Consider the following 14,926-nt stretch of genomic DNA (forward strand, 5'->3'; position numbering starts at 1 on the left):
GAAGTGGCCAAGCTGTGTGCCGATCTCGGTGAGATTCGCACGACTCAGGATATGCTTGCCGGTCAGTTACCCGACTTCCAGCCTTATGCGGTCATTGATGCGCGAACCGTCGCGCATTGCAATTAGAAACCCGGAGCCACCCGCGCATGGCGACAGATATTTCTTTCAACTGACGCGCAATCAGAGCCGGTCGCTGACCACCCGATACGCGTCGCCGTCGCGCACGACGCCGGCCTGATTGAGATCGACCTCGCCTTCGAGCCAGTAACGGTCGAAGCCTGCGTCGGTGCGGCGGAACACCACGGCGTATTTGCGGTAGACGTAGAACAGGTCGTCGTATTGCAACTGATCTGGATGCAGGCGGTCGGTGATTTCCTTGGCGTTGTTGAAGTGCCGCTCCATATCGGTACGAATGGATGACACCGGGATCTGCGCGGCGAAAATCTGCGGTGTGCTGTGCATCGCACGCAAGGTCGGTGACGCAACATTGCGAATCCGCTCGTCCACGCGGTAGCGCCCGGCGCCGCTTTGACTGATTTCGACGCGTTCCAGATTGAGTGCACCGTCGAGCCAGAACAATTGCACATGCGCACCGCCACGCCGAACTACCGCGCGCGCCGGACCGTGGACGAAAATCTGATCGCCCTTCTGCAGCTGCTCAACCTTGATCGTGCCGTCGACGCTGTTGCCCAGACCAAGCTGACTCCCCAGCTGCCGGCGCGCCTCGGCCAGATTCGGACCAGTTTGCCAGCCGACAGGTGGCGGCGGAGCGGCCGACATTGGTGCAGCCGGCAGTGGCGGCGGAGCGGCCGACATTGGTGCAGCCGGCAGTGGCGGCGCGGCGGCGACCGGTGCAGCGGAAGCGGCTGTTTCAAGTTTCGCCACGGCCATTGGCGGCGGCGCTGTTGCGGGCGCCACAGACGGCGGAGCGGGCGCAACGTGTGGCGGAATCGCCGCTGGCCTCGCAGCCACGCGCGTTTGTTCGACGGCCGCAGGCGGCTCCCTGACGACTATCGGCGCAGGTCTGCTTTCCGTCGCCGCCCTGGGCGTCCGCACTTCAGCAACCTTGGGCGCCGGCTCGCCGGCTGGCTTGGCGCCAGGCTCGCTGGCGACTATCCGCACCAGCACGTTCTCGAAGAACGCATCGTTGGTTTTCAGATGCACGTTGGCGGAACCCGCCCGCAACTTCGCAATCGCCTTTTCGCGCCAGTACGGCGGCGTCGAAACGACGACGGTATTGCCGCTTGCGGCGGCCTGACGGGCGATTTCGGCCAGCTTGGCATCGCCGGCGCCCGATTCGAAATCCTTGCCGTTGATCGCCACTTCCTGCGCCATCAGCAGGCCCGGCGCAAACGCACTGAAGAATACCAACCCACCCAAAAACACAACCGTCTTGAAAGACCGCATCTCAACCGCCCCTGTTTGTTCTCGATTACCGATTTGCGTGTGCAGCGATCATTATGCTCCGCATCACACAATCCGCTTGAATACGGACGTATCGGCACATGCGCAAGCGCGAGAATGTGATTTTGTGATCCAGTTCCACAAATGCCGATGTGCTGAATGAGCGGGCGGTGGGACTCAGCCGCCCGAGCCTCCATGAACGCCACCCTTGGTCAGCGCAGCCGGATCAAGCAGTTGCATGAGTGTGCTGCGCGACAGGCCGCTGGTCTCCAGCGCGACATCCAGAATCGGCCTGCCCTGCTTGTACGCCTGCTTGGCGATCGCCGCCCCTTTTTCGTAGCCGATGACCGAATTGAGCGCCGTGACGAGAATCGGATTGCGGTCGAGCGTCTGCTTGATCCGCTCCTCGCGCACCTTGAATCCTGCAATCGCCCGGTCGGCGAGAGCGCGCGACGCATTCGCAAGAATTTGTATAGATTGCAACACATTATACGCAATCAGCGGCAGCATGACATTGAGCTGGAAATTGCCGCTTTGTCCGGCAATGGTGATCGCCGCGTCGTTGCCGATCACCTGTGCGCAGACCATCGCCGTCGCCTCGGGGATCACCGGATTGACCTTGCCCGGCATGATCGAAGAGCCCGGCTGCAGCGCCGGCAGTTCGATTTCGCCAAGCCCCGCCAACGGTCCGGAATTCATCCAGCGCAAGTCGTTCGCGATCTTCATCAGCGCAGTGGCAAGAGTCTTCAACTGCCCGGACAGTTCGACGGCTGCATCCTGCGCCGACAGACCCGCGAAAAAATTCTCCGCGGAAGTAAATTTCAGGCCCGTCGCCTTGCTCAGTTCCTTGCATATCATCGGACCCAGCCTGGCATCCGCATTGACGCCGGTGCCGACTGCGGTACCGCCTTGCGGCAGCGCGCGCACGCGCTTGAGCGTCTCGTTGAGACGTGCAATCCCGGAATCGATCTGCGCCGACCAGCCCGAAAGCTCCTGGCCGAAGGTCACCGGCATCGCGTCCATCAAGTGCGTGCGCCCGGTCTTCACGGTTTTCCTCAATTCCTTCGCGCGCCGGTCGATAGTCGCGTGCAGATGCGCCAGCGCCGGCAGCAATTGCTCCGATACGGCCAGCGCTGCGCTGACCTGAATCGCAGTTGGAATCACGTCATTCGACGACTGGCCCATGTTCACATCGTCGTTGGGATGAATTTTCACGCCTGCGTTGGACGCAAGATGCGCGATAACCTCGTTGGCATTCATGTTCGACGAGGTTGCCGAGCCGGTCTGAAACACGTCGATCGGGAACTGCGCATCGAACTCGCCCACGGCGACGCGGCCGGCTGCTTTGCGAATCTCCCTGGCCAGAGCTTTCGGCAAATGACCCATATCGCCATTCGCCTGCGCCGCCGCCGCCTTGATCAGCCCGAGTGCGCGAATGAATTCACGCGGCATGCGCAGGCCCGATATCGGAAAATTGTTTACCGCGCGCTGCGTCTGCGCGCCGTAGAGCGCCTTGGCCGGCACCTGCAGTTCGCCCATGCTGTCGCGTTCGATGCGGTATCCACTCATCTTTAGTCTCCGATAGTCGTGCAGGCGAGTTTCCCAGTTTGCGCTTGCGCGCATCGAAATCAAGCCGCCATCGCCGCCAGTGCGAAGCAGAATCGGCGGACTGCGCTGGTATCATTGGCTTCTGCTCGTCGCGGAATCGCCCATGACCCATTCCCCGCTTACCGCCCTGTCGCCACTCGACGGCCGCTATGCCGCCAAGGTCGAGGGGTTGCGGCCGATTTTCAGCGAATACGGCCTGATGCAGCGCCGCGTGCTGGTCGAAGTACGCTGGCTGCAGGCATTGTCAGCGGAAAAGAAAGTCGGCGAAATCGGCGCACTTTCGGCCGATGCGAACGCGGCTTTACAGGCGCTGGCGGAAAAATTTTCCGTGGCCGACGGCGAGCGCATCAAGGAGATCGAACGCAAGACCAATCACGACGTCAAGGCCGTCGAATATTTCATCAAGGAGCGCATCGGCGACCACGCCGAACTCGCGCGCGCGAAAGAATTCGTGCATTTCGCCTGCACCAGCGAGGACATCAACAATCTGGCCTACGCGCTGATGCTGCGCGATGCGCGCGGTGGCGTGCTGCTGCCGGCGCTCGACGGCGTAATCGCGCGGCTGCGCGAACTCGCGCATGCGCACGCCGCGCTGCCGATGCTGTCGCGCACGCACGGACAGACGGCGTCGCCGACGACGCTCGGCAAGGAGATCGCGAATGTCGTCGCGCGCCTGCAGCGTCAGCGCAAACAAGTCGCTGCAGTCGAACTGCTGGGCAAGATCAATGGCGCGGTCGGCAATTACAACGCGCATATCGCGGCATATCCCGAAGTCGATTGGCTGGCGCTGACGCAACGCTTCGTCGAATCGCTGGGCCTGGTTTTCAATCCGCTGACGACGCAAATCGAACCGCACGATTTCATCGCCGAGCTTGCCGATGCGATCCGCCGCGCAAACGTGATCCTGATCGACCTGTGCCGCGATATCTGGGGCTATATCTCGCTTGGCTATTTCCGCCAGACACTCAAGGCCGGCGAAGTTGGTTCGAGTACGATGCCGCACAAGGTCAACCCGATCGATTTCGAAAATGCCGAAGGCAATCTCGGCATCGCCAATGCTTTATTTGCACACTTTGCCGAGAAATTGCCGATCTCGCGCTGGCAGCGTGACCTCACCGATTCCACCGTGTTGCGCGCGCTCGGCACTGCGTTTGGCCACACCCAGATCGCGCTCGATTCGCTGCTGCGTGGCTTGGGCAAACTCACCGTCGATGCTGCGCGCATCCAAGCCGAACTCGACGCCAGCTGGGAGGTGCTTGGCGAAGCCGTGCAGACCGTGATGCGGCGTTACGGCCTGCCCGAGCCTTATGAACAATTGAAAGTGTTGACCCGCGGGCAAGGCATCACGCGCGAAAGCCTGCGCGAATTCATCGCCCAGCTCGCTCTGCCCACCGAGGCGAAGCAACGTCTGCTCGTGCTTGCTCCGGCGGACTACATCGGGCTCGCCAGCAAGCTTGCCGGCGACATTTGATTGGCATGAGCGTTGTCGCCAACGAAACTCGCGCGACGCAAAGTCTGCCGCTCGGCATGCCGCCGGCACGCTTCCTGCGCGACTACTGGCAGAAGCGGCCGCTGCTGATCCGCGACTTTTTCCCCGGTGGCATCGATGCCATCTCGCCGAACGATCTCGCCGGGCTCGCCTGCGAGGAAGCGGCCTTGTCGCGCATCATTTCGCGTGATGCCAAACGTGAGCGCTGGACGCTGCGCAATGGCCCCTTCCGCGAAACCGAGTTCGCCCGGCTCGGCAAGAAAGACTGGACCTTGCTCGTGCAGGACGTGGACAAGTGGGATGCCGATGTCGCCGCCCTGCTCGATCGCTTCCGCTTCATTCCATCATGGCGCGTGGACGACGTGATGGTCAGCTACGCAACCGACGGTGGCGGAGTCGGGCCACATGTCGACAACTACGATGTGTTCCTGATTCAGGCGCGCGGGCAACGCCGCTGGCGGATCAGCGCCGATCCGCGGGCGTCGAAGGAATTTCGCGACGACAGCGAACTGAAGCTGCTGCGCGAATTTGCGCCGACCCACGAATGGACGCTGGACAGCGGCGACGCACTGTATTTGCCGCCAGGGGTGCCGCACGATGGCGTCGCGCTCGGCGAGTGCATGACCTGCTCGGTCGGCATGCGCGCACCTGCGCAGGCCGAGCTGCTGCTGGATTTTGCCGAATTTCTGGCCGAACCACTGGGCGATGACTTGCGTTACACGGACCCGGATCTCGCACCCGCGCACGACGCGAACGAGATCGACGACGACGCGCTCGCGCGCTTGCGCGTCGCAATGCCGCAATTTACCCATGTGGACCAATCCATCCTGGCGCATTGGTTCGGCTGCTTCATCACCCGCTATCGCAGCGCCCAGATTGCCGCTGCGCGGGCGCGGTCAGCGGACGACGTGCGCCATCGCCTGCCGCGCGCAATCCTGCTGCGCAATCCGTTCAGCCGTTTCGCCTGGCGTCGCGTCGGCCGCGCCGCGGAATTGTTCGTCACCGGCGAAGCCTGGCGGTGTTCGTTGGCGTTCGCGCGTCTCGTCTGCGCCGAGCGTGAAATCGATGGTGGGAAACTTGCCGCAGTTGCCGCGGGTGCGGACGCGTTGCAGACCTTGACCGCGCTGATCAATGCCGGACACCTGCAGTTCTCCCGGCGCCGCGATCGAGCAGCGAGACGCTGATCCGCGTCCGATTTGCCTTTGCCAAGCCCTGACGATCAGCGGAGCAACCATGCCCAAGCGGCCCATCAACATCAGCGAGGAAGATCGCCACCTGTTCCAGCAGGCGATCGGCGCCGTGCGGCCGATCAAGCAGCGCGTGGCGCCTGTAGCAAAACCGCGCCCCGCACCCGAACCGCTGCAGTCGTTGCTCGATGAGGCGCGCGTGTCGAGCGAACTGATCGATTCGGCGATCGACCCGGCGCAAATCGAAGTCGGCGAGGAGCTCTCCTATCTGAAGGACGGCCACTCGCCGCAACTGTTGCGCAAATTGAAGCGCGGACAGTTCAGCGTTGCCGACGAAATCGATCTGCATCAAATGACCGCTGCCGTGGCGCGCAGCGCGATCGCGCAGTTTCTCGCCGAATGCAAACGCGAAGGACGCCTTTGCGTGAAGATCATCCATGGCAAGGGCTTGCGCTCGCGTAACGAAGGGCCTGTCCTCAAGCGCCTGGTCGACAGTCTTTTGCGCAGGCGCGCCGACGTGCTCGCCTACGCGTCGGCAAAGGCGAACGATGGCGGCACCGGTGCCGTGATCGTTCTGCTCAAGCGCGGCTGAGCCGTTACGGCCAGCGACAAGTACAACGAGTCGCGCGGCGTCGAATCGATACCGCGCATTTGCGATTTTCTGCGCTCTACTTGCCGAGCACTTCCGCGCTGACATCGGCCGTGCCATGGCGGCCAATGCCGATTGCGTGCGCGGCGGCAACCGAAAGATCGAGGATGCGGCCAGCTTGCACGGGGCCGCGATCGTTGATGCGCACTTCGACGGATTTCCCGTTCTTCGTGTTGGTGACTTTGACATGTGTGCCGAACGCCAGGGTTTTGTGCGCCGCAGTCAGCGTATTGCGGTTGTAGCGTTCCCCACTGGCCGTGCGATGACCGTTGAGGCGGTCGCTGTAGACCGCCGCAAGACCGTGCTCGGCGCCATCATGAGTCTTGGCTGCTTCCGCCGGCGCGGGTGCGCTTGCCTTGGTTGCTACCGATGGCGCTGGCGCTGGCGGCGGGGCTGCGCCTGGCGCCGGATCGGCAGTCACCGAAAACGGCGCCGCAATGCCGACTGCCAATAGCAGCGAGATACCGCAATGCGTTTTCGTGAACTTCATCTGGCTTCTCCTTCGCTTGGGTGAACACACGGGTCAAACGCGCTCGACGCCGACGATACTAGCGCAGTCGATGAATCTTGCACATTGACGCAGCGAGCATGGCACGACCAGTGCGGATCGGCGTGCGAGCGGTCCGCGCCACAGCGGCCGCGAGGGATGTCTATCGACATCTGCGCCAGGGAATGCGGGAAAGTTCGGCCGAGCAGAAGTCGTGACCCAGTCAGCGCGAGAACTACGCTGAAATGCCCGCCCCACCCCACGCCATCAGGGTAGAGGTAGCAAAGACAGTACTGGCGTTGCGCCGTACTGCTCAGGCATGAGTGACAGTTAGTTAATTCTTCGCACTCGTATCGTCGGACAAGCGGAGCCTTTGCGGGTAGCTGACCCACACGACCGTATAACCCTTGGCTTGCGCCCACTGATTCACGGCAACGACTTTGCCGACATCGACGTCGCTAACGGCTTTACTGACTACGTGAGACTGCGTGCCACCCGATGTTGCACATCCGGCCAAAGTCACACATGCGCCTATCGCCAACAAGAGACTTGAACGTTTCATGGCAACCTCCGAAGACCTTGCCAACGCGAACAGCGACCGCTGCCGCTAGCATGACTATAGTCCATTTCGCAAGGTTTGCATGTGCCAGAGGTACAGGTCGGCTATACGCGGGTGAGAACTCAGGGGATCAGCTGCAAATTTCCCTGATTATCACGGTTGCATAAGATCCCGATCCCAAATGGAAGCCCAATTCGAAATCGCTATCCGACAACCAGTTTGCTGAAAAACCTGATGGCTTCAGCGCCAGCGCCCGGCGTTCCTGGCGCAAGTCGTTCGCTTCCAGTCCGGCAGCGAGATCGGGGTGCTGGCCGACAATGCCACTCTCGATCAGCGCGACCTGCTCCGTGCTGCGCAATTCGCCCTTGCCCCAGAGCGGCCCGGTCAGGCCGATATCTCCGTGCGCAAAGCGATCCGCCAGCTCTGGCGTGAGCGGCTCGGGACCGAAGATGCTGTGCGTGCCGGCCAGCATCCACACTTCACCGGGCAGGGCAACATGCCAATCGCCGCACTCGACGCGCGCCGCGAGCACGCCGTTGAACAGAAACGAACGCGCGGACGACAGCAGCAGGCTGCGCTCGTGGCGCTGCACGCGTTTGCCGGCGAACAGCGCACGCGCGCGCTCGACATTGGCGCCACCATGGCCGAAGCGTTGCTCGCCGAAATAGTTCGGCACGCCCTGCGCGGCAATCGCCGCGATGCGCGCGGCGGCGGCTGGGCGGTCGCCTTCTACTTCACGAAGTATAATTTTGAAATAATTGCCTTTCAGCGCACCGCGTTTGAGCTTGCGGCTGTGGCGCGCCGCTTCGAGCACGCGAAATTCCGCGTGCTCGAGCGCCAGCCAGTCCGGCTCCACCTGTTTGCCTGGCAGATGCACGGAGAAGGTCTGCCGCGTCAGTGCATGCCGATCCTTCAGTCCGGCATAGCTCACGGCATCGGGCGCCACATGCGCGTAACGCGCAAGCTCGCGCGCGACCCAGTCGGTGTTCGCGCCACGTTTTTCCACGCGCAGAAATACGTGCTCGCCGTGCCCGTCTGGCGCAAAGCCGAGATCCTCGTCGACGAAAAAATCCTCTGGGCTCGCGCGCAGGGTACCGCGCAACGGCGGCCCACCATGTGCAAAGGGCAGCTCGCCCGGAGCGCTGGCCACGCGGCGTCAGCTCACTGCGACGAGCAAGGCGACGGCAAACGCGGCAATACCTTCGCCACGGCCGGTGAACCCGAGTTTTTCGCTCGTGGTGGCCTTCACGCTGATCCGCTGCACGTCGCAGCCGAGATCGGCGGCAAGGTTGGCGCGCATAGCCTGCGCATGTGGCGCTATTTTTGGCCGCTCGCAGACAATACTGATATCCGCGTTGCCGATGCCCAATCCCTGCTGGCGCATCAGGTCGGCGCAATGGCGCAGAAACACGCGGCTGTCCGCGCCGCGCCAGCGTTCGTCGGACGGCGGGAAATGCGTGCCGATATCGCCGAGCGCCAGTGCGCCCAGGATCGCGTCGCAAAGTGCATGGATCGCGACGTCGCCGTCCGAGTGCGCGACGATGCCGCGCTCGTACGCGATGCGCACACCGCCGAGCACGACGTGATCGCCGGGTCCGAAGGCGTGGATGTCGATACCTTGGCCAATGCGCATCAATTGCCTCTCTCAAGCAGAAATTCCGCCAACGCGAAATCCGCCGGCGTCGTCACCTTGATATTGCTTTCCGCGCCCTCGACCAGCAAGGGCCGATACCCCATGCGCTCCATCGCCATCGCCTCGTCGGTCACCGCAATGCCGGCGGCGCGCGCCGATTCGAGCGCGGCGACCAGCTCGCCATAACGAAAAAGCTGCGGCGTCAGCGCACGCCAGCGCGCTTCACGCGGCTCGGTCGCAACGCTGCAGTTCTGCGTATCGGCGCGCTTGAGCGTATCGCGCAACGGTGCAGCGAGCAATGCGCCGCCGGCCGGAATCCCAAAGTCGAGCAAGCGCGAAATATCGCCTGCGCGCACGCAAGGGCGCGCAGCGTCGTGCACGAGGACAAAATTCCCATCCGCTACTTTCGCGCGCAAGGCATGCAGCCCGGCAAGCACCGAATCGGCGCGCTCGGCGCCGCCGATAGCGGTCAGCACGGGTATGCCAGGCAACCCGATATTCGGCCAGTGCGTATCGTCGGCAGCCAGCACCACCATCAAACCTGCAACCGAGGGATGTGCGGCAAGCCTGTCCAGCGTGCGCTGCAGCAACGGTTTTCCGGCGAGCGGCAGATATTGCTTCGGAATCCCGCTGCCGACACGTGTGCCGCGTCCCGCAGCGGGAACCACGCACCACAGCGCGGCGTCAGTGTCCGTCATTTTTCTTGACGGCCGGATCGGGGTCGACAACCTGATAGAAAATTTCGTCCGGCTTGATCAGACCGAGCTCGGTGCGCGCGCGCTCCTCGATCGCGTCCTTGCCGTTGCGCAAATCCTCCACGTCGGCGGCGAGCGCATCGTTGCGTTGCTTGAGCTTGGCGTTTTCCGCTTTCTGCATCGCGATCTGCCCCTGCAGGCGCGCAATCTCGCGCAAACCCCAGTCGCCCGCCCAAAGCTTGACGCCAAGAGCGAGCAGCAGCGCCAGCAGGATCAGGGCAACCAGTCGCAGCACGGTTTGGTTTAGCCCACGAGTCCCGGCAGGTGCGCGAACGCCGCGCGGCCCGCGTAGCGCGCGCCAGCGCCGAGCGCTCCCTCGATGCGCAACAACTGGTTGTACTTGGCGACGCGATCCGAGCGGCACAGCGACCCGGTTTTGATCTGCGTCGCCGTGGTCGCAACGGCGATATCGGCGATCGTCGTATCTTCGGTTTCGCCGGAGCGGTGTGAGACGATCGCGGCGTAGTTCGCCTGGTCCGCCATCGCGATCGTTTCCAACGTCTCGCTCAAGGTGCCGATCTGGTTGACCTTAATCAGGATCGCATTGGCGATGCCGTTTGCAATTCCCTCGCGGAAAATCGCCGGATTGGTCACAAAATTGTCGTCGCCTACCAGCTGGATGCGCTTGCCCAACTGCTGGGTAATCAGCTTCCAGCCCGGCGTATCCTGCTCGGCCATGCCATCCTCGATCGTGATGATCGGATACTTCGCGCACCAGTTCGTATACATATCCACCAACTGAGCGGGCGTCAATTTCTTGCCTTCGCCGGCGAGGTTGTAGACTCCGTTTTCGAAGAACTCCGAACTCGCTGCGTCCAGACCAAGGTAGACATCCTTGCCTGCCTTGTAGCCGGTCTTGCCGATCGCGTCGAGGATGGTTTCGATTGCCTGTTCGTTCGATTTGAGATCCGGCGCAAAGCCGCCTTCGTCGCCAACGGCGGTGTTGAGACCTTTCGCTTTCAATACAGATTTGAGCGCATGGAAAATTTCCACACCGGCGCGCAACGCCTCGGAAAAATTCGGCAGGCCAACCGGCAGCACCATGAATTCCTGCATGTCGACATTGTTGTCGGCATGCGCACCGCCGTTGACGATATTCATCATCGGCACGGGCAAGTGCAGGGCTGAGGGCTGAGAGCTGAGGGCTGTGTTGATGTAGCGATACAACGGCAGCTTCTTCGACGCAGCGGCCGCATGCGCATTCGCCAGCGATACGCCAAGCAGCGCATTCGCGCCGAGCTTGCCCTTGTTCGGTGTGCCATCGAGTGCGATCAATTTCGCGTCGAGGCCTTGCTGATCGAGCGCATCGAAGCCCTTGAGCGCCGCTGCAATCGTCGTGTTGACGTTGGCCACGGCGTTCCTGACGCCCTTGCCAAGATAGCGCGACTTGTCGCCATCGCGCAGTTCGACCGCTTCGCGCGAGCCGGTCGAGGCGCCGCTCGGCACCGAGGCGCGGCCAAACGAACCGTCGGCGAGCGTGACTTCAGCTTCGAGCGTGGGATTGCCGCGCGAGTCGAGGATTTCGCGGGCGTGGATATTCGTGATCTGCATATCTTTACCTGAGAAAGGTCAATCGGAATCAAAAACCGGTTGTGGAGAAGCCATGCCGTTTCACCGCGCGATCAAGCTCGGTCAGCACTTCCAGCAACGCTGCCATCCTGCCCAGCGGCCAGGCATTCGGCCCATCGCTAAGCGCCTTGTCCGGATCGGGATGCGTTTCCATGAAAATGCCGGCGATGCCCACGGCCACCGCCGCGCGCGCGAGCACCGGCACGAATTCGCGCTGGCCGCCCGAGGTGCCACCCTGCCCGCCCGGTAACTGCACCGAGTGCGTCGCGTCGAACACGACCGGGCAGCCGGTTTCGCGCAGCACGGCGAGGCTGCGCGGATCGGAGACGAGATTGTTGTAGCCGAAGCTGGCGCCACGCTCGCAGACCATGATCTGCTCGTTGCCGACGGCCTTGGCCTTCGCTGCGACGTGCTTCATGTCCCAGGGCGCAAGAAACTGGCCCTTCTTGATATTCACCGGCTTGCCCGCGCGCGCAACGTTCTGGATAAAGTCGGTCTGGCGGCACAGGAACGCCGGCGTCTGCAGTACGTCGACGACCGCGGCGACTTCGTTCATCGGCGTGTATTCGTGCACATCGGTCAGCACCGGCACACCGATCTGGCGTCTGACCTCGCCGAGGATGCGCAAGCCTTCTTCCATGCCGGGTCCGCGAAAACTCGAACTCGATGTGCGGTTGGCCTTGTCGAAGCTCGACTTGAAAATAAACGGAATGCCGAGCCTGCCGGTGATCTCCTTCAAGGTGCCGGCGGTATCGAGCTGCAATTGCTGCGATTCGACCACGCAGGGACCCGCGATCAGAAACAGTGGCTGGTCCAGGCCGACTTCAAAACCGCAGAGCTTCATTGGATGCCGACTCTCTGCGCCAAAAGAAAAATCACAAAAAATTTCATGCCACCGCCTCGGCGAGCTTCGGCGCGTTGCGCATCGCCTTGCACTCGCGCGCGGCGCGCACGAAGCCGTTGAACAGCGGGTGGCCGTCGCGCGGCGTCGAGGTGAATTCCGGATGGAACTGGCAGGCGACGAACCACGGATGTTTCTGCGCCGAGAATTCGATCATCTCGACCAGCAGGTCGTCCATCGACACACCGGAAATCACCAGACCGAGATCGACGAATTTCTCGCGGTAGTTGTTGTTGAATTCGTAGCGGTGGCGGTGGCGCTCGCGAATCACGTCGTGCGCGTACAGCTCGCGCGCCAGCGAGCCGGGCGTGAGTTTGCATTCCTGCGCACCCAGCCGCATCGTGCCGCCGAGATCCGATTCCTCGCTGCGGCGTTCCACATCGCCCTTCACCGTGGTCCATTCGGTGATCAGCGCGATCACCGGATCGGCGCAATGGCGGTCGTTCTCGCTCGAATTCGCGCCCGGCAGGCCGGCGATATGACGCGCGAAATCGACCACCGCCGCATGCATGCCATAGCAGATGCCGAAATATGGAATCTTCGTCTCGCGCGCGAACCTGGCCGCGGCGATCTTGCCTTCGAATCCGCGCTTGCCGAAGCCGCCTGGAACCAGGATGCCGTCGACGTTTTTCAGGATCTCGGCGCCGCGCGCTTCGATATCCTCCGATTCCATCCACTGCAGGTTGACCTGCGTGGACTGCTTCAATCCGCCGTGGCGCAGCGCTTCGCTCAGCGATTTGTAGGCATCCTTGTGCTCGACGTATTTGCCGATGATCGCGATCGTGACTTCGTCTTTGGGATGCTCGATCGCGTCGACCGTGCGCTCCCATTCGATCAGGTTGGCCGGCTTGGCGTCGAGTTTCAGGTGCGCAACCGCAATATCGTCGAGCCCCTGCTGATGCAGCCACAACGGCAACTTGTAGATCGTGTCGACATCGACCGCGCTGATCACGGCTTTTTCCGGCACGTTGGTGAACAGTGCGATCTTGCGCCGCTCCGAATCGGGCAGCGGCGTCTCGCAGCGGCACAGCAGCACATCGGCCTGAATGCCGATCGAGCGCAGCTCCTTGACCGAATGCTGGGTCGGTTTGGTCTTGATCTCGCCTGCAGCCTTGATGTACGGCACCAAGGTGAGATGCATGAACATCACCTTGTCCATGCCGTGTTCGATACGGATCTGGCGGATCGCTTCCAGAAAAGGCTGCGATTCGATGTCGCCGACCGTGCCGCCGATTTCGACCAGGGCGACGTCGTAACCGCGTGTCGCCTCATAAATGCAGTGCTTGATCTCGTCGGTGATATGCGGAATCACCTGCACAGTCGCGCCCAGATAGTCGCCGCGGCGTTCCTTGCGGATCACGGTTTCGTAGATCTTGCCGGTCGTGATCGAGTTCTTGCCGGTCAGGCGCGTGCGCACGAAGCGCTCGTAATGGCCCAGATCGAGATCGGTTTCCGCGCCGTCGTCGGTGACGTAGACCTCGCCGTGCTGGAACGGGCTCATCGTGCCCGGATCGACGTTGATGTAGGGGTCCAGCTTCATCATCGTCACGCGCAGACCGCGCGCTTCGAGGATGGCCGCCAGGGACGCCGAGGCAATGCCCTTGCCCAGCGAGGACACCACGCCGCCGGTCACGAAAATCAGAGGAGTCATGGTCGCAGCAGTTTCCGGTGCTGGTAAAGCGATAGTTTACCGACTCTTGCGCATTGCGGCGAGCGTGGAAATCGCAGGGATCGACGGCTACGGCGGGGGCTGGCGGCCATTCCGGGCTTTTCGGACGCGACGGGCCCTCGCTTTCTGGGGTCCCGCGTTGTGCGTCGCCGCAGCCTCTTTTCCCCGGATAATCAATCGCTGCACGCTTGTAGACGTAAATAATTGTAAGTATTCTTTAACGATCCGCATAGACGGGTTGGAGGAATCTCTTGGTCGTTCACACGCGCAGGATCCGGCCACGGATCTTGCTGGTCGCCGGCACTCGTCCGGAGTGCCTGAAGCTCGCCAGCGTGGCAAAAGCGCTACAGCGCGGCCGCGACGCCAGCGTCGTGCTGATGAACAGCGGCCAGCATCCACAGATGGTCGAGCGTAGCCTCGTACAACTCGATCTCGTCGCCGATATCGCCGCGCCGGCGAGCGCGGGCGGATCCCTGTCGGCGAGCCTGCGCGGCTTGCGCGCAGGCATCCGCGCAGCTGCCGCCGATGCCGACGTCGATATGCTGGTCGCGCAGGGCGATACCACCACGGCGTTCGCCACGGCGCTGGCCGCACGCGATCTGCGCCTGCCGCTCGCGCATGTCGAAGCGGGCCTGCGCACCGATCATCCGTTGCGCCCGTTTCCGGAAGAATATTTCCGTCGCGGCATCGCGCGGATGGCGCAACTGCATTTCGCGCCGACAGAAACCGCGCAGCGCAATCTGCTGATCGAGGGCATCGCGAACGAACGCATTCTCAAGGTCGGCAACACCTCGATCGATGTCCTGCGTGAGGTGCTCTCGCGACCGGACCATGCGAATCTGCCGCTACCCGCGACGCGGCACCTTATTACCCTGACCCTGCACCGCCGCGAAAACTACGGCCGTGGCCTCGACACGGTGTGTGCGGCGATCCTGCAATTGCTCGATGCGACACCCGATGTCGGCGTGGTCTGTCCAGTGCACCCGAATCCAGCGGTCGGCGCACGCATTCGGCGG

Annotated in this window: 14 protein-coding genes; 4 read left to right on the top strand and 10 right to left on the bottom strand. The window is 62.5% G+C overall.

Translation table 11 applies throughout. The features are described 5' to 3' along the window. Window positions 1-180: 180 nt before the first annotated feature. On the bottom strand, window positions 181-1,407 hold the full coding sequence (locus VIE67_RS12155; RefSeq protein ID WP_332026573.1) for a hypothetical protein: 1,227 nt from the start codon (window positions 1,405-1,407) through the stop codon (window positions 181-183). A gap of 174 nt (window positions 1,408-1,581) precedes the next feature. Then, window positions 1,582-2,973 (bottom strand): class II fumarate hydratase, encoded by a 1,392-nt coding sequence (locus VIE67_RS12160; RefSeq protein WP_332026575.1) that lies wholly within the window; start codon window positions 2,971-2,973, stop codon window positions 1,582-1,584. Between the two features lie 142 nt (window positions 2,974-3,115). Here VIE67_RS12160 and purB point away from each other — a divergent pair, with 142 nt between their 5' ends. From purB to VIE67_RS12175, 3 genes are read left to right on the top strand one after another with little or no spacing between them, the layout of a single operon-like run. Next, complete coding sequence (purB, locus tag VIE67_RS12165; protein ID WP_332026577.1) at window positions 3,116-4,483, top strand: adenylosuccinate lyase; 1,368 nt, start codon at window positions 3,116-3,118, stop codon at window positions 4,481-4,483. A gap of 5 nt (window positions 4,484-4,488) precedes the next feature. After that, window positions 4,489-5,685: a cupin domain-containing protein gene (locus tag VIE67_RS12170; protein ID WP_332026579.1), complete on the top strand. Its 1,197-nt coding sequence runs from the start codon at window positions 4,489-4,491 to the stop codon at window positions 5,683-5,685. A gap of 49 nt (window positions 5,686-5,734) precedes the next feature. Beyond that, window positions 5,735-6,280 (top strand): Smr/MutS family protein, encoded by a 546-nt coding sequence (locus VIE67_RS12175; protein ID WP_332026581.1) that lies wholly within the window; start codon window positions 5,735-5,737, stop codon window positions 6,278-6,280. 76 nt (window positions 6,281-6,356) lie between these two features. Here VIE67_RS12175 and VIE67_RS12180 read toward each other — a convergent pair whose 3' ends face one another. The 8 genes from VIE67_RS12180 to pyrG form a co-directional block, all read right to left on the bottom strand. Beyond that, window positions 6,357-6,827 carry a septal ring lytic transglycosylase RlpA family protein gene (locus VIE67_RS12180; protein ID WP_332026583.1) on the bottom strand — a complete coding sequence of 157 codons (471 nt, stop codon included), beginning with the start codon at window positions 6,825-6,827 and terminating at the stop codon, window positions 6,357-6,359. A 686-nt stretch (window positions 6,828-7,513) separates the two neighbouring features. Then, window positions 7,514-8,533, bottom strand: a complete 1,020-nt coding sequence (gene truD, locus VIE67_RS12185; RefSeq protein WP_332026585.1) for a tRNA pseudouridine(13) synthase TruD — start codon at window positions 8,531-8,533, stop codon at window positions 7,514-7,516. A gap of 6 nt (window positions 8,534-8,539) precedes the next feature. Further along, window positions 8,540-9,016 (bottom strand): 2-C-methyl-D-erythritol 2,4-cyclodiphosphate synthase, encoded by a 477-nt coding sequence (ispF, locus tag VIE67_RS12190; protein WP_332026587.1) that lies wholly within the window; start codon window positions 9,014-9,016, stop codon window positions 8,540-8,542. After that, window positions 9,016-9,714, bottom strand: coding sequence for a 2-C-methyl-D-erythritol 4-phosphate cytidylyltransferase (ispD, locus tag VIE67_RS12195; protein ID WP_332026589.1), 699 nt, complete (start codon window positions 9,712-9,714; stop codon window positions 9,016-9,018). The genes ispF and ispD overlap by 1 nt, the downstream gene beginning before the upstream one ends. Beyond that, window positions 9,701-10,006 carry a cell division protein FtsB gene (ftsB, locus tag VIE67_RS12200; RefSeq protein WP_332026591.1) on the bottom strand — a complete coding sequence of 102 codons (306 nt, stop codon included), beginning with the start codon at window positions 10,004-10,006 and terminating at the stop codon, window positions 9,701-9,703. The genes ispD and ftsB overlap by 14 nt, the downstream gene beginning before the upstream one ends. 8 nt (window positions 10,007-10,014) lie before the next feature. Continuing rightward, a complete protein-coding gene (eno, locus tag VIE67_RS12205; protein ID WP_332026593.1) occupies window positions 10,015-11,322 on the bottom strand; it encodes a phosphopyruvate hydratase in 1,308 nt (435 codons plus the stop codon). A gap of 28 nt (window positions 11,323-11,350) precedes the next feature. Then, window positions 11,351-12,184 carry a 3-deoxy-8-phosphooctulonate synthase gene (gene kdsA, locus VIE67_RS12210; RefSeq protein ID WP_332026595.1) on the bottom strand — a complete coding sequence of 278 codons (834 nt, stop codon included), beginning with the start codon at window positions 12,182-12,184 and terminating at the stop codon, window positions 11,351-11,353. Between the two features lie 43 nt (window positions 12,185-12,227). Next, the gene (gene pyrG, locus VIE67_RS12215; protein ID WP_332026597.1) at window positions 12,228-13,892 is read right to left on the bottom strand and encodes a CTP synthase; all 1,665 of its coding nucleotides are present in this window, start codon (window positions 13,890-13,892) and stop codon (window positions 12,228-12,230) included. Window positions 13,893-14,242: 350 nt separating this feature from the next. On the opposite strand from pyrG, the gene VIE67_RS12220 reads away from it, so the two are divergent. Next, on the top strand, window positions 14,243-14,926 hold a 684-nt coding region (locus tag VIE67_RS12220), incomplete at its 3' end, for a UDP-N-acetylglucosamine 2-epimerase (RefSeq protein ID WP_332026599.1).

Origin of the sequence: Rudaea sp. (assembly GCF_036560865.1) — a bacterium.
In the GTDB taxonomy this organism is placed as follows: domain Bacteria; phylum Pseudomonadota; class Gammaproteobacteria; order Xanthomonadales; family Rhodanobacteraceae; genus Rudaea.